14 protein-coding genes are annotated in these 15481 nt (G+C 62.1%); 5 read left to right on the top strand and 9 right to left on the bottom strand.

Annotation, left to right across the window (positions count from 1 at the left end; all coding sequences use genetic code 11):
* Positions 1-104: 104 nt before the first annotated feature.
* Positions 105-749, top strand: a complete 645-nt coding sequence (locus ACE3PP_RS10335) for a transcriptional regulator (protein WP_374381534.1) — start codon at positions 105-107, stop codon at positions 747-749.
* Positions 746-1879 carry an aminotransferase class I/II-fold pyridoxal phosphate-dependent enzyme gene (locus tag ACE3PP_RS10330; protein WP_374381531.1) on the top strand — a complete coding sequence of 378 codons (1134 nt, stop codon included), beginning with the start codon at positions 746-748 and terminating at the stop codon, positions 1877-1879. The genes ACE3PP_RS10335 and ACE3PP_RS10330 overlap by 4 nt, the downstream gene beginning before the upstream one ends.
* Here the strand turns inward: ACE3PP_RS10330 and ACE3PP_RS10325 are convergent.
* From ACE3PP_RS10325 to aspS, 3 genes are all read right to left on the bottom strand, one after another.
* Positions 1873-2496: a nucleoside triphosphate hydrolase gene (locus ACE3PP_RS10325; protein WP_374381801.1), complete on the bottom strand. Its 624-nt coding sequence runs from the start codon at positions 2494-2496 to the stop codon at positions 1873-1875. The two genes, ACE3PP_RS10330 and ACE3PP_RS10325, sit on opposite strands and share 7 nt — an antisense overlap.
* A gap of 14 nt (positions 2497-2510) precedes the next feature.
* Positions 2511-3548 (bottom strand): agmatine/peptidylarginine deiminase, encoded by a 1038-nt coding sequence (locus tag ACE3PP_RS10320; RefSeq protein WP_374381528.1) that lies wholly within the window; start codon positions 3546-3548, stop codon positions 2511-2513.
* 121 nt (positions 3549-3669) lie between these two features.
* Positions 3670-5451, bottom strand: coding sequence for an aspartate--tRNA ligase (aspS, locus tag ACE3PP_RS10315; RefSeq protein ID WP_374381526.1), 1782 nt, complete (start codon positions 5449-5451; stop codon positions 3670-3672).
* A gap of 177 nt (positions 5452-5628) precedes the next feature.
* Here aspS and rnd point away from each other — a divergent pair, with 177 nt between their 5' ends.
* On the top strand, positions 5629-6807 hold the full coding sequence (gene rnd / locus ACE3PP_RS10310; protein ID WP_374381523.1) for a ribonuclease D: 1179 nt from the start codon (positions 5629-5631) through the stop codon (positions 6805-6807).
* Positions 6808-6817: 10 nt separating this feature from the next.
* On the opposite strand, the gene ACE3PP_RS10305 is transcribed toward rnd, so the two are convergent.
* From ACE3PP_RS10305 to choX, 4 genes are all read right to left on the bottom strand, one after another.
* The gene (locus ACE3PP_RS10305; protein ID WP_374381520.1) at positions 6818-7531 is read right to left on the bottom strand and encodes an HAD family hydrolase; all 714 of its coding nucleotides are present in this window, start codon (positions 7529-7531) and stop codon (positions 6818-6820) included.
* 3 nt (positions 7532-7534) lie between these two features.
* Positions 7535-8776: a choline ABC transporter ATP-binding protein gene (gene choV, locus ACE3PP_RS10300; RefSeq protein WP_374381517.1), complete on the bottom strand. Its 1242-nt coding sequence runs from the start codon at positions 8774-8776 to the stop codon at positions 7535-7537.
* A gap of 13 nt (positions 8777-8789) precedes the next feature.
* On the bottom strand, positions 8790-9668 hold the full coding sequence (choW, locus tag ACE3PP_RS10295; RefSeq protein WP_374381514.1) for a choline ABC transporter permease subunit: 879 nt from the start codon (positions 9666-9668) through the stop codon (positions 8790-8792).
* A 105-nt stretch (positions 9669-9773) separates the two neighbouring features.
* A complete protein-coding gene (gene choX / locus ACE3PP_RS10290; RefSeq protein WP_374381511.1) occupies positions 9774-10712 on the bottom strand; it encodes a choline ABC transporter substrate-binding protein in 939 nt (312 codons plus the stop codon).
* 323 nt (positions 10713-11035) lie between these two features.
* Here choX and betI point away from each other — a divergent pair, with 323 nt between their 5' ends.
* On the top strand, positions 11036-11620 hold the full coding sequence (betI, locus tag ACE3PP_RS10285) for a transcriptional regulator BetI (RefSeq protein ID WP_374381507.1): 585 nt from the start codon (positions 11036-11038) through the stop codon (positions 11618-11620).
* Between the two features lie 7 nt (positions 11621-11627).
* Positions 11628-13295 (top strand): choline dehydrogenase, encoded by a 1668-nt coding sequence (gene betA / locus ACE3PP_RS10280; RefSeq protein WP_374381504.1) that lies wholly within the window; start codon positions 11628-11630, stop codon positions 13293-13295.
* Between the two features lie 19 nt (positions 13296-13314).
* Here betA and ACE3PP_RS10275 read toward each other — a convergent pair whose 3' ends face one another.
* Positions 13315-14589 (bottom strand): MFS transporter, encoded by a 1275-nt coding sequence (locus tag ACE3PP_RS10275; protein WP_374381501.1) that lies wholly within the window; start codon positions 14587-14589, stop codon positions 13315-13317.
* Complete coding sequence (locus ACE3PP_RS10270; protein ID WP_374381498.1) at positions 14573-15463, bottom strand: EamA family transporter; 891 nt, start codon at positions 15461-15463, stop codon at positions 14573-14575. The genes ACE3PP_RS10275 and ACE3PP_RS10270 overlap by 17 nt, the downstream gene beginning before the upstream one ends.
* Positions 15464-15481: the final 18 nt, after the last annotated feature.

The following is a 15481-nucleotide window of genomic DNA, read 5'->3' as shown; positions in this document are numbered from 1 at the left end:
CAACATTCCTAGTGTTTTGTCAAGAACATTTACGGAACGACAGCACGCAGAACACTCCAGATCCAAATTTGACACTTCGTCTATTTTAGATCATATGTCTCCAGATGAGCCGCACCCTTCCCAAAGCGCCCGGCAGTCTGGCCGTGCATTTTCCAACCGCCGCTGCCATTGCCGCCTTGCTGGCGCCCCAGGCGGAGGTGGTGGTGCATGATCTGCGGTCGGACCGGGTGGCGGGAATCTGGAATGCGTTTTCCAAGCGCAAGATCGGCGATCCATCGCATCTCGGCGACGATCCGGAATTGATCGGCGAGAGGGATGTTTATGGCCCCTATGAAAAGGCGGCACCCGATGGCGGCCGGCTGAAATCCGTGAGCGCCATCCTGAAGGATGAGGCCGGCCGCCGTGTCGGGCTGCTCTGCATCAATTTCGATCTCGCCATGTTCGACAAAGCGATGGCGCTGATCGGCGCCTTCACCGAGAGCCAGCAGCCCCGCCCCGAGCCGATCTTCGCGCAGGATTGGCGCGAGCAGATCAATCTGGGCATCCGAGCCTTTCTGCAGGAGAAGCAGCTGACTTTGAAGGCGCTCGATCGCAGCGACCGTGTGGCGTTGATGGCGTCGCTCGATGCGCAGAATCTTTTTGCGACCCGCAACGCGGCGCTCCATGTGGCCGATGCGCTGGGCGTGTCGCGCGCCACTATCTACAATTTGCTGGGCGATGCCCGCCGTCTCAAGGAAACAACACCATGACCATGCTGCCCGATTTCCGCCTGGAGACCTATCTCGGCAAGTGGGAGTTCGCCTGCCGCTATCATATGACGGCATCGGACATGCAAACCCTGAGCCTCCAGGAATTGCTGGCGATGGCGACGCCCGAAGACCGCGCCGCCTGGGACGAGCTGCCGCTCCACTATATCGAGCCGACCGGCACCCCTGCCCTTCGCGCGGCGGTCGCCGCCACCTATCAGGGCGTGGTTCCGGAAGACATCCTGGCCTTTGCCGGCGCCGAGGAAGGCATCTTCTGCGCGATGCATGCGCTGCTCGACAAAAGCGATCATGCCATCGTGGTGACGCCCAACTATCAATCGAGCGAGGAGCTGCCGAAGGCGCTGTGCGCGACGAGCGGTGTCGCCCTCGATCCCGACAACAACTGGTCGCTCGACTTGGACAAGGTGAAGGCCGCCATCCGCCCAAACACCAAGCTCATCGCCGTCAACTTCCCGCACAACCCGACCGGCAAGGTGATCGACCGCGCAACCTTCGACGGACTGGTGGCCTTGTGCCGCCAGCACGGCATCTGGCTGTTCTCGGATGAAGTCTATCGCGGCCTTGAGCGGTCTGCGGAGATCCGCCTTCCCTCCGCCATCGAAGCCTATGAGAAGGGTCTGACGCTCGGCGTTATGTCGAAGGCCTATGGTCTGCCCGGCCTGCGCGTGGGCTGGATCGCGTCGAAGGACCATGCCCTGCTCTACAAAATGGAGCGCGTGAAGCATTACCTCTCCATCTGCAATGCCGGGCCCAGCGAGCATCTGGCCGTCATCGCCCTCAAGGCATCGGACAAGATCATCGGCCGCAACCGCGACCTCATCGCGCGCAACCTCGTTGCGGTCGATGCCTTCTTTGGCGAGTTTCCGGATCTCTTCGACTGGCGCCACCCGGATGGCGGCTGCATCGCCTACCCGCGCTATCTGGGCAAGGACGGTGTCGAGACCTTCTGCCGCCGGCTGGTCGAGGAAGCCGGCATTGTCCTGCTGCCACCGAGCCTCTACGCCTCGGACCTGACATCAACACCGAGCGACCGCTTCCGCATCGGCTTCGGGCGCACTTATGTCCCGGAAGGCTTGGCTGCGATGCGGGCCTTCCTGCGCAGTAATCAGTAGATCAGATTGAAATCCGCCGGCGCGCTGTCCCGCACGACCAGTTCGGCATTGGGGATGTCGTTGCTGCGGGCCTTCGTTTCGGCGGCCTCTGGGGTAAAGCCGTAGCCGAGCCAGCGCTGGATGTGTCGGCGCTCCAGTTCGCCAATCGGCACGGGCAGGAAGACCGTGAGGTCAAAGAGCGGCTTCAGCTTCGCCCAAGGATCCTGTTTCAGCAGCAGGTAATTTCCTTCGACCAGCAGGATGCGCTGTGCCGGCGTTACGATGCGGGCACCAGCGCGGGCGAGTTCTTGGCTGCGGTCGAAGACCGGCAGCGCCACCTCCGGCTCATTCCCGCGCAGCCGCGTCAGCAGATGATGGAAGCCCGCAACATCGAATGTGTGGGGTGCGCCCTTGCGGGGGCGGTGCCCGCGCGCCTCAAGGACGGCATCATCGAAATGAAAACCGTCCATCGGCACGATGGCGGCGGGCGTCGTGGCGAGATCGGCATTGAGACGCGTGCAGAGGCTTTCGGCAAGGGTGCTCTTGCCGGCGCCGGGTGGACCGGCAATCCCGACCATGAGGCGTGGAACGGTCGCGACCCGCGCGGCGATCAACGCAACGAGGTCTTGCGCGTCTATATTCCGTGGCTCGGTCAGAGCGGTTTCGCGATGGTGCCGGCCGGTTGCGGCAGGCAGATGGAATGGATGCCGCCGCCACCGAAGGCGAGCTCGATGGAGGGCAGCTGCACGATCTCGCGCTTGGGGAAGATGCGCGAGGCGATATCATAGGCGCGCTTGTCGGCAGGCCCATCTTCGAAAGCCGGCATGATGACCGCGCCGTTGGCCATGTAGAAATTGACGTAGGAAAGAGCCAGACGACGCCCTTCGGTGTCGAAGCGTGGCCGGGGCTGCTCAATCTCGATGATCTCCAGCTCACGACCCGCGGCGTCGCGCGTCTGGCGCAGGCGCTGCAGATTGTCGGTGCAGACCTTGTGGTTCGGGTCGGCCGGATCGCTGCAGGCGTTCGCCACCACGACACCGGGGCGGATGAAGCGCGCCAAATTTTCGACCTGGCCGCCGCGCATGTCATCCTGCAAGCCTTCGCCCAGCCAGATGATGTGCCGCACGCCCAACATCTGGATCAGCTGTTCCTCGACCTGTTCCTTGGTGAGGTTCGGATTGCGGTTGGGATTGAGCAGAACGCTCTCGCTGGTGATGAGCGTGCCTTCGCCATCGGTGCCGATGGCGCCGCCTTCGAGCACCAGATCACCCTGATAGCGGCGCATGCCGAGTTGATCGAGCATCGCTTCGGCGACGGCCGCGTCGCGCTCGAATTCCTCGAACCGATGGCCCCAGGCATTCCATCGCCAGTAAACGCCGGCCAGCTCGCCGCCCTTGCCAGCAATGAAGCTTGGCCCCATGTCGCGGATCCAGCAATCGTCGTGGTTCATCGAGACCTGGCTGACGCCGGAGCCGGTCACCAAGGAAACCTCGGCAACATTCTTGGGTTTGGCGATCATCGAAACCGGCTCGAACTCGGCCACCGCATTGGCGAGTTCCGCGACGCAGTCGCGCGCCGCGTCCAGATGCTCGCCCCAGCTTTCCGCGCGGGTCGGCCACGCCATCCAGCAACGGGCATGATCAGCCCATTCGGCCGGAACGGTGAAGCCGTCATCGAAGGGTAAGGACATCCGCTCCCCTGGATATTGGTCCGATCACCGGCGCCCGCCAGCGTTTGATTTGCCGGCCCTTTTTCCCACCGGTTTGGGTCCGGTGGGGCCTCCGCAGCGCGGGATTTGGCCGGATACTGACCTACTTTTTGGTCAAAGGCAAATCGAGGCGAATGCTCAATTCCTTCAACCGCGCCACCGGCACTTCGGTCGGTGCCTGCATCAGCAGATCCTCGGCGCGCTGATTGAGCGGGAAAGCAATGACTTCGCGGATATTCTTCTCTTCGGCGAGCAACATAACGATACGATCGATGCCCGGTGCCGAGCCACCGTGCGGCGGCGCGCCGAACTTGAATGCGTTGAGCATGCCGCCGAATTTTTCCTCGACCACCGAGGCCGGATAGCCGGCGATCTCGAACGCCTTGTACATGATGTCCGGGCGGTGGTTACGGATGGCGCCCGACGACAATTCGATGCCGTTGCAAACGATGTCGTACTGGAAGGCGTTGATGGTGAGCGGATCCTTGGTGAGGAGCGCTTCCAAGCCACCCTGCGGCATCGAGAACGGGTTGTGGCTGAATTCGATCTGGCCGGTGTCTTCGTTGAGCTCGTACATCGGGAAGTCGACGATCCAGCAGAATTCGAACTTCTTCGGATCGATGAGGCCGAGTTCCTCGCCCAGGCGCGTGCGCACCGAACCCGCAAACTTCGCAGCGGCGAGCTTCTTGTCGCAGGAGAAGAAGACAGCGTCGCCATCCTTCAGACCCGCCTGTTCCTTCAACTGTGCCAAACGCGCTTCGTCGAGGTTCTTGGCGATCGGGCCCTTGGCGCCGGCCGCTTCGAAGATGACGTAGCCGAGACCGGCAGCACCGCCCGCCTTCGCCCAATCGTTGAGCTTGTCGAAGAACGAGCGGGGCTTTGCAGCCGCACCCGGCGCCGGAATGGCGCGGACGACCGAGCCGCCCTCGACGGCCTTCGCGAAGATGCCGAAGCCGGAACCGCGGAAAACTTCCGTTACATCGGTGATGCGGATTGGGTTGCGCAAATCCGGCTTGTCGGAGCCGTAGCGCAGCATGGATTCCTCATAGGGAATCTGCGGGAACGGCATCGCCGAAACGACGCGGTCCTCGGCGAATTCCTCGAACACGCCATGCAGCACCGGTTCGATCGCCTGGAAGACGTCTTCCTGGGTCACGAACGACATTTCGAAATCGAGCTGGTAGAACTCGCCAGGGCTACGGTCGGCGCGGCTGTCCTCGTCGCGGAAGCAGGGCGCGATCTGGAAATAGCGGTCGAAGCCCGCCACCATGAGGAGCTGCTTGAACTGCTGCGGCGCCTGCGGCAGCGCGTAGAACTTGCCGGGATGCAGGCGCGACGGCACCAGGAAGTCGCGCGCCCCTTCCGGCGAGGACGAGGTGAGGATCGGCGTCTGGAACTCGGTGAAGCCTTGCGCGATCATGCGGCGGCGGAGGCTCGCGATGACGTTGGCGCGCAGCACGATGTTGCGGTGGACCTTGTCGCGGCGGAGATCCAGGAAGCGGTTGGTGAGGCGGATTTCCTCGCTGTAATCCTCGTCGCTGTTGACCTGCAGCGGCAGCACCTCGGCGGTACCCTGGACGGCGTAATCCTGGATCACGACTTCGATCTCGCCCGTCGGCATGCGCGGGTTCTTCGTCTCAGCCGTGCGCGCCACAACCTTGCCGGTCACGGTGACGACGCTCTCGAGGCGCGTCTGTTCGACCTGCTTGAAGATCGGGTTCGAGATATCCAGCACGCACTGGGTCAGGCCGTAATGGTCGCGGAGATCGATGAAGACCAGGTTCCCATGGTCGCGCTTGCGGTGGATCCAGCCGGACAGGCGGACGGTCTCACCCGTGTCTTTGGCACGCAATTGGCCGCAGGTATGGGAGCGATAGGCATGCATCTTGGGAAGTCCTTGAAAACAGACGCGTTTTAGCGAGGTTGGGTCTTCGGATCAGGGCCGCAAAAGACGCGGAAAGCGGCGGATTGTCAAGGGTTTCAGCAGGTTCTCGTCGAGCATTCCCGCATTGCAAACGAGGCGCTTCCCTTGACTCGGGTGGCCTCGCTATAGCTTACCTTGATGAACATGGTCACAGCGAAGCCACTCCCCACCGTCATTGCCGATACCGCCACTTTGGCCGCTTTTTGCCAACGGTTGTCGTCGGCGCCCTATATCACCATCGACACCGAGTTTCTGCGGGACAAGACCTATTGGCCGGTCCTGTGCCTGGTGCAGTTGGCTGGTCCCAATGAGGCCGCCGCCATCGATGCCTTGGCCGATGGCATTGATTTATCTTCTCTTTTTGAGCTTCTGGCCAATGAGAAGGTGACCAAGGTCTTCCACGCGGCGAGGCAGGATGTGGAAATCTTTGTCCGCATGACGGGGAAAGTCCCGACCCCAATCGTCGATACCCAGGTGGTCGCGATGGTCTGCGGCTTCGGCGATGCGGCGAGCTACGAGACGCTGGCCACCAAGCTCGCCGGCGCCCGGATCGACAAATCCTCCCGCTTTACCGACTGGTCGCACCGGCCGCTGACCGAGAAGCAGCTCTCCTACGCGCTTTCGGACGTGACCTATCTTCGGACCGTCTATGAAAAGCTCCACGCCAAGGTCGAGAAATCGGGCCGGGCGCATTGGGTTGCGGATGAGATGGCGATCCTCACCGACCCCAATACCTATCGGGCCAATCCGGAAAACGCCTGGATGCGCCTGAAGACCCGCAGCGACAAGCCGCGGTTCCTGGCCGTCCTCAAGGAAGTGGCCGCCTGGCGCGAGCGCGAGGCCCAGGCCCGCGACCTGCCCCGCAACCGGCTGGTGAAGGACGAGACGCTGCTGGAGATCGCAGCCCATCCGCCCAAGGATGTCGACGCGCTTTCCCGCTGCCGCGGTCTTTCGCGCAGCTTCGCCGAGGGGAAGCTCGGCGACGGGGTACTCGCCGCCGTGAAGCGCGGGCTCGAAATCCCCGAAAGCGAGGCGCCGCGCCTCGATCCAAGACCCGACATTCCCCCGGGCCTCGGCCCCATCATCGAATTGCTGCGCGTGCTATTGAAGTTCCATTGCGACGAGAACGAGGTCGCGCAGAAGCTCATCGCCAATTCAGGGGATCTCGAGGCCCTCGCCGCCGACGATCACGCCGACATCCAGGCCTTGAAAGGCTGGCGGCGCGAAATCTTCGGCGAAGAGGCCCTGAAGCTGAAGCACGGCAAGCTGGCGCTCACCACCGCCGGCAAGAAGATCAAGGTCATCACCCTCGACTGAGGGGCGTGGGCTAGAGGATCGCTTCCAGTTCAGCGATGCTCTCGATCACGATATGGGCGCCGTGATCCATCAGATGCTCGCGGTGGCTGACACCGGTCAAGACACCGATCGCCTTCCCCGCACCACCGGCCCGTGCCATCGCCATGTCGTGCGGGCTGTCACCCACCACGGCGACCATCGCCGGACGCAGATTGACGTGCCGCGCGAAAGCCTCAACCATGCCACCACCAGGCTTCACGCCGTGGCCGGTATCAAAGCCGCAGATGAAATCGAGCGAGCCGTGAACGCCGAAGCGGGCCATTGAGGCGCGGGCGGACTCTTCGCTGTCCATCGTCGCCACACCGAGCGACAAGCCGCGCGCGCGGAGCCGCCCGAACAGCAGATCGAGATCGGTCACCGGCGTTGCCGCCGTCGCCTGCCGCTTCAGGAAGAGCTTGTGCACTTCCTCATAGACGACGTCATAGTCGGTGCGGCCGGCAAGATCCGCCCAGAGATCCGAAATCTCGCGGTTGCTGCCCGAGGCGATCGGCGAGCCGGGAATGTACTTGCCCGTATCGAGATCTTTGCCGCTGCCCTTGAGAATATGCCGCGCCTTCGCCGGATCGCCCTTGGCGACGAGCAGGGCCGCCTCTTCCGTGACCGGCCCCCACGTCTTGTAGAAGTCGAACAAAGTCCCATCCTTGTCGAACAGGATGGCGTGAATGGCATCGGAAATTTCGGGCATGATTTAGACGACGGCCTTGTCGGGTGGAGACCCGCCTATCTTGGCATATTCCGTCTGCCGGAGCATACCACGATAAATCTCGTGCTCGCCGACGACGCCGAGCAGCGCCCCGTCGTCGCCAAGGAGCACCATTGGGCGCTTGGTCTGCTGGCGCACCGTCACAGCCGCACGCATCGGCGTGCGGTCGAGACCCGTCACCATGACGTTGCTCTCGGCAATCGCGGCAAGATCAAGATCGCTGGAATATTCCACGAACTGGCCCGGCCGTCCGTTGACGATGAGATTGGTGGGCTTCCCCGCCTCGTCGAGTTGGCAGCGGCAGCGACCGGCCCGATCCAGTTGAATGAAGCTCGACCCCGGCTCGCGCACCAGCTCGCCCGCCGGCCGCATCAACGTGCCGCCTTTGAGGACGGTCAGCGGATTCATCGACGCCACGAACTGTCGGACACAATCGTTGACCGGGTTGAGGATGATCTCCTCCGGCACGGCGAACTGCACCACCCTGCCCGCTTCCATGATGGCGATGCGGGTGCCGATCTTCAGCGCCTCGTCAAGATCGTGGCTGACGAAGACGATGGTCTTCTTGAGCTTTCGCTGCAGTTCGATGAGTTCGTCCTGCAGATGCTCGCGAATGAGCGGATCGAGTGCCGAGAACGGCTCGTCCATCAGCAGAATGTCGGCCTCGGTCGCAAACGACCGCGCAAGGCCCACGCGCTGCTGCATGCCGCCGGAAAGCTCGTGCGGGAATTTGTCGGCAAACTTATCGAGGCGCACCAGGGCGATCTTCTCGTCGACGATCCGGTCGCGCTCGGCCTTCGACATGCCGCGGATATCCAGGCCGAAGCCGACATTGTCGCGGACCGTCAGCCACGGCATCAGCGCGAATTGCTGGAACACCATCGAGACCCGCTTGCGGCGGATCTGGCGCAAGGTCTCCTCCGAACAGGAGGCGACATCCACCTCGCCTTTCTCGGTGTGCACCATGACCTTGCCACGCGTGACCTGGTTGAGGCCGTTGACGCAGCGCAGGAGTGACGATTTGCCGGAGCCGGACAGGCCCATCATCACCAGAATCTCGCCCTCATTCACGAAGAGCGAGGCATCATGGACGGCAACGAGCGAACCGGTCTTGTCGAGGATGCTGTCGCGCCCCTCGCCCTGATCGAGAAGCTGGAGCGCTTCCTTGCTGCGGTCGCCGAAGATGACGTCGACGTTTTCAAAGCGGACGGCGTTGATATTGCTCATACTAGGCCCCCGCTCACGACTTCCGCTGCGGCGTCTGGCGCCGCTGCTTCATGATGCGGTCGAGCAGGATCGCAACGATGACGATGCCAAGACCGGATTCGACGCTCAAAGGCACGTTGCGCTGGTTAAGCGCAAGGACCACCGGCTTGCCGAGGCTCGACGCACCGACCAGGGCCGCGATGACGACCATCGAGAGCGACAGCATGATGGTCTGGTTTACGCCCGCCATGATGGTCGGCATGGCGGCCGGCAGCTTGACCTTGGTGAGAAGCTGCCAGCGCGTGCAGCCGAAGCTCTCGCCTGCTTCGACCAGCGGTTTGGAAACCTGACTGATGCCGAGGTAGGTCAAGCGGATGGGCGACGGGACGACGAAAATCACCGTGGCGACGAGCGCCGGCACGACACCGAGGCCGAAGAAGCTCAACACCGGCACGAGATAGACGAAGGTCGGCAACGTCTGCATCAGATCGAGGATCGGGCTGATGAATTGATAGAAGGCAGGCCTACGCGCGGCGATGATGCCGATCGGCACACCGATCATCAGCGAGACGACCGTGGAATAGATCACCAGGACGAAGGTCTGGACGGTGAGGTTCCACAGATTGAAGTTGAGGGTCAGCAGCAGGCCGAGTACGGCGAAGATCACCAGCTTCCAGCTGCGCTGCAGATAGTAGGCCAGCCCGGCGATCAGGGCGATCAGCAGCAGGGCCGGGATGCCGATCAGAAGGTCGGATGTCCCTTCAATGATGGCCTCGAAAATCTTGGTGAATGAATCGAAGACAGAATCGTAGTTCGTCGTCAGGTATTCGACGATGCTTTTCACATAGTCGCCGATCGGAAGTCGGTGCTCGCGCGCGGAAATCCACTTAGCGATCTCGTTCAGCCATTCCATGCCCTGCCCCCAGCGATGTGCGGCGATGAATGTCGAGCTTTATGAAGAAAAGCGGCCTTGGCAAGGCTCACCTTGGCCAAGGCCGCTCATATCACAGTGGTCGGATTAGAGGCCGAGGGCCTTCTTCACCGCCGCAGCGCCGTCCTGACCGTCGAAGGTCGTGACACCGGCGAGCCAGGTATCGAGCACGGCCGGGTTGGCCTTCAGCCATTCGGCCGCTGCCGTCTCACCGTCCTTGCCCGCCAGGATCGTTTCCATAACGGCCGATTCCATGTTGAGCTCGAACTTCAGGTTCGCCAGCAGCTTGCCCATGTTGGCGCAATCCGTGGTGTAACCCGGACGCGTCAGCGCGTTGATCTTGGCTTCGCCGAAACCGTCAGCCTCGAAGCCCGAGAGGTAGTAAAGCGGCATCTTGCCCATGACCGGGTGCGGAGCCCAGCCCAGGAACACAATCCACTCGTTGTTCTTGATGGCCTTTTCGGCCTGAACGAGCATGCCCTGTTCCGAGGATTCCACCAGTTCCCAACCGTCGAGCTTGTTGGCCGGATCGTCGATCTTGGCCTGGACGATCTTGTTGCCGTCATTGCCCGGCTCGATGCCGTAGAACTTGCCTTCGAACTTGTCGGTGTTGGCGGCGAGGTCCGCGAGGCTCTTCACGCCGGCATCAGCGACGTATTGCGGGACAACCGGGCCATAGCCGGCGCCGACCAGGTTCGGCTGCAGTGAATCGATCGACTTCTCGTCGAGATAGGGCTGCACGTTGGCGGCGTTCGACGGCATCCAATTGTCGAGGAAGAAGTCGAGATCCTTGTTCTTCAGACCTTCCAGGATGATCGGCAGGCCAAGGACGTCTTCTTTGACTTCGTAGCCGAGCGGCTTCACGACGTTCTTCAGCAGGCCGTTCTGCGCGGTGTTGTCGGTCCAGCCCACATCCGCCATGCGGATGGTCTTGCAGGAATCCGGCTCGGCCGCCACCGCCGCATTGGCCGCGACGCCGAGAACCAGCGACATCGCCGAAGCGGCGAGCAGTTTACGCATCAACATTGATTTATCTCCCATTTCCGTTGCCATCCCGTGCTGCCCCGCTTGTTGTCGATTGCTTGTGGGCGACTTCAAAGTTAGGGGCAAATTGGCAAAAAAGTTTCGCCAGGACGCCATATTATCGTCGAGCGGCGGCAAATCCCACGGTTTTTTTTGATTGATCGTCCAATATAAAACCATCAGGATGCCTCGCCCACCCTGCCGGATCCGACCCGAAAAGGCTCCAATCTTCACCCTTTTCGGCCCCGGAAAGGCTGCGGGAAGTGTGCGGCGGGCCGCTCCCGGCGGCAAGTGGGAGCCAGATCAAAGTTCCGCGAGGAGTAAGGATGCCGAAAGTCGGCATGGAGGAAATCAGGCGCCGGCAGTTGATCGATGCGACCATCGCGTCGATCCACGAGCTCGGCTTTGCCGATTCCAGCCTCTCCCGCATTTCCGCCCGCGCCGGCGTCTCGACCGGCATCGTGCATCACTATTTCAGCAACAAGGCCGACCTCTTGGAGGCGACACTGCGCCAGCTCGGCGACCGCTTGCGGGACGCCGTGGTCATGCGGCTGGAGCAGGCTAGTTCGCCGGTCGAACGGCTGCTGGCGATCATCGACGGCAACCTCGCGCCCGATCAGTTTTCGCCGGAAGGCGTTTCCGCCTGGCTCGCATTCTGGGCGCAGGTGCCGAAGAACGACCGGCTGGCCCGGGTCCAGAAGATCATCATCTCGCGTCTTCACGACAATCTGGTGCATGCCCTGAAGATGATGGGACGCCGGGACGCCGACGGCATTGCTCGCGTGACCGCTGCCCTCATCGATGGCTTGTGGCTGCGCGCCGCTCTTTCCAAAGAAGGACCGGACCCGCGTACCGCGCGGCAGATGGTGCTCGACTATCTCAATGCAAAACTCGATTTGAAACTCGGATGATTGCCCCATGAAATTCGATGCGACCTTCGATTATGTCATTGTCGGCGCCGGTTCGGCCGGTTGCGTGCTGACCAACCGCCTCAGCGCAGACAGCAGCATCAAGGTCTGCGTGCTGGAAGCCGGTCCCAAGGACCATTGGTGGAACTGGCAGATTCATATGCCGGCGGCGCTGATGTATAATCTGTGCCACGACCGGTACAATTGGTACTACCATACCGAACCGCAGCCCTATATGGACAACCGCGTCATGTACTGGCCGCGCGGGCGCGTGCTGGGTGGATCCTCGTCACTGAATGCGATGGTCTATATCCGCGGCCATGCGCTCGATTACGACCGCTGGGCGTTCAAGGAGAACTGCCCCGGCTGGTCGTACCAAGAGATCCTGCCCTATTTCAAACGCGCCGAAAGCCGCGAAAAGGGCGGCGACGCCTATCATGGCGACCACGGTCCCTTGAACGTCCATACCGGCAACCAGCAGAACCCTTTGTTCGAGGCATTCATCGAGGCGGCGCAGCAGGCCGGCTATGCCTATACTGAGGATATGAACGGCTATCGCCAGGAAGGCTTTGGCCGGATGGACATGACGATCAAGAAAGGCCGCCGCTGGTCGGCAGCACAAGCCTTCCTGCGACCGGCCGAGAAGCGCACGAATGTCACGGTTGAAACCCGCGCCCTCACCAGCCGCATCATTCTGGAAGGCCAGCGCGCGGTCGGTGTGGAGTTCGAGCAGAACGGTCAGATCAAGCGCTACCGGGCCGAACGCGAAGTCATCTGCGCGGGCGGTGCCATCAACTCCCCACAATTGCTGATGCTGTCCGGCATCGGGCCGGCTGATCATCTGCGCGAGGTGGGCGTTTCGGTGAAGCACCATCTGCCGGGCGTCGGCGAGAACCTGCAGGAACATCTGGAGATGTACATCCAGCAGCAATGCACCAAGCCGATCACCCTCTATACCTATACCAAGCCGGTGCCGATGGCGCTCGCTGGCATGCGCTGGTTCATGGACCATCAGGGCGTCTGCGCCTCAGCACAGCTGGAGGCCGGTGGCTTCATCCGCTCGAAGGCCGGTATCGAACATCCGAACCTGCAATTCCACTTCCTGCCGTCGACGGTCAACGACCATGGCCGCGTCAACGGCACGACACATGCCTATCAGGTCCATATCGGCAATATGCGCCAGGAAGCGCGTGGCTGGATCAAATTGAAATCGAGCAATCCGAAGGATCATCCGCGCATCCAGCCCTTCTATCTGCAAACCGAGAACGACCGGCGCGAGTTCCGCGATGCGGTGAAGCTGACGCGCGAGATCTTCGCGCAGAAGGCTTTCGATCAATTCCGCGGCCCGGAAATCAATCCCGGCGACGCGGTGAAAACGGATGCTGAAATCGACGCCTTCATCCGGCGGCGCGGCGACAGCGCCTATCATCCGTCATGTTCGTGCAAGATGGGGACGGACGAAATGGCCGTGGTCGATCCTCAGGCGCGTGTGCATGGCCTTGAAGGCCTTCGCGTGGTCGATGCCTCGATCATGCCGTCGATCGTCAGCGGCAATCTCAACGCGCCGACCATCATGATGGCGGAAAAGTGCAGCGACATGATCCTGGGCAAGGAGCCTCTGCCGCCCGCCAATGCGCCGGTCTGGGTGCATCCGAACTGGCAGACCCAGCAGCGGTAAAATCAAATCCGGGCGGCCGTCAGCGGTCGCCCGGATCCTCGTCATTGTAATAGAATTCCGGCAGCGGATCGGTTCGCGGATCGAGTGCGTTGGCAATTGCCGAGGTCGTCTGCATGGAAACGAAGTTCGTCTGTTCGGCAGACGGCCGCGCTTGGCGCGCCAGCATGCGGTAGAGGGTGAAGGCTGCAATCGCGCCGGCAACCACCGTCAGATAGACAAACAGGGCCGAAGGCCCGAACCGTCCCATGAAGAAAGACGCAACCAACGGCCCCACCGTACCGCCAATGGCCCAGACCAGCAGCAGCCCACCAGAGGCGCTCACCATGTCGGCGCGGTCGACATAGTCATAGGCCTGAGCGACGGCGATCGGATAGATGGTCGCCAAGGCACCACCCAGAAAAACGACGGCCACCAGCAAGGGCGTCAACGCAGCGCCGCTGAAGCTGAAATAGCTGAGGACCATGCTGGAGACGACACAGACGGTCAGCACGCCCAGCAGCACGGTACGGCGGTCGTACCGGTCCGACAGCCGGCCGATCGGCCATTGCAGGACGAAGCCGCCGAAAATCGGCACGCCCATGAACAGCGATATCTGAAAGACGTCGAGATTGAGGCTGCCGGCATAGATGGCACCGAGCGCGTAGAAGGCACCGGACAGCATGCCGGCACCCCAGGTCGCCACGACGCCCAAGGGCGACGCCTTATAGAGCACGCGCAGCCCCAAGCGCTTGACGTTGGCAAGTTCCGGGCCGGCGACCCGGGTGAGGACCACCGGAACCAGCGACAGCGACATCAACAGCGCGCCAAGGCAGAAAAGACCGAGCCCTTCAATTTCGAGCGCGTTGATCAGCAACTGGCCGACCAGGGTCGCGAGATAGGTCGTCACCAGATAGATCGAGAGAACCTGCCCGCGTCCCTCATTGCTGGTCTTGACGTTCAGCCAGCTTTCGATCGTGGCGTAGAGGGCGGCGAGACAGAAGCCCGTCAGCGCGCGCATGATACCCCAAAGGGCCACATCGAAGAAAAGCGCATGCACCAGCGAGGTCGCTGTCGCCAAGGCGGCAAAAGCAGCGAAGGCGCGGATATGCCCGACCCGCCGGATGATGCCTTGCCCCAGCACGCTGCCCAGCATGAACCCCAGGTAATAGGCCGACATGACCAGGCCGGAAATATCGGCCGAGACTTTCTCGATCCCCATCCGGACCGGCAGCAGGATGCCGATGAGACCGGTCCCCAGAACGAGGAGGCCGGCACCGAAAAGAAGCGAGGCGACGGGTCTAAGAGCGAGCAGCATTGCTGGCAACCTGTGACAATGGTTTGGGCGCCTTCACGACGCAAAGCAGACCGGCCAAAGTCAGCGCTCCGGCAACGATCTCCAGCACAGAGAGCCCCTCACCCAGAATGAGCGCCGAGGCGGCAATGCCGAAGACCGGCACCATCAGCGAGAATGGCGCCACGACACTGGCGGAATAGAGCCGCAGCAGATAGACCCAGAGCGAGAAACCGACGATCGTCGACGCCCAGGCGATGTAGAGAACCGCCAAAATGCCGCTCCAATTGAGGCCGGCGATTGTGGCAACGATGCGATCGGATCCTTCGAAGGCCCAGGACAAGGCCAGCATCGGCAGCGGCGGGACGACGGCCACCCAGACGATGAGGTTGAGCATGTTGGGAGCCTTGGCCTGCTTCATCAGAATGTTCGCATAGCCCCAGGCGCAGGCCGCGGCGAGAACCAACACCAGACCGACCAATGTCGTTTCCTGGGCGCGCTCGACGCCAATCAGCACCAGACCAAGGGCGGCGAGGCCGATGCCGAACATCTGGGTCGGGCGCAGCCGCTCACCCAGCAGGAGTGCCGCAAATACCACGGTGAACAAAGCCTGCGCCTGCAGCGCCAGCGACGAGAGGCCGGCCGGCATGCCGAGATCCATGCCCAGAAACAGCAGACCGAATTTGACGATTCCGAAGACAAGGCCGATCGACAGAATCCACTTCCAGCTGACACAGGGGCGACCGACCACGAACAGCATGGGCAGGGCCACGGCGACGAAGCGCAGCGCGGACAGCAAGAAAGGCGGGAAGTCCTTGAGGCCGATCTTGATGGCAACGAAATTGATGCCCCAGAGGGCTGCCACCAGCAGCGCCAGGGCAATGTGGACGGGTTTCATGAGCGCTTCACCTGCGGG

Origin of the sequence: Dongia sp., from assembly GCF_041910485.1 — a bacterium.
In the GTDB taxonomy this organism is placed as follows: domain Bacteria; phylum Pseudomonadota; class Alphaproteobacteria; order Dongiales; family Dongiaceae; genus Dongia.
The sequence above is the reverse complement of the archived record's forward strand: the minus strand, read 5'-3'. Positions and strand labels throughout refer to the sequence as shown.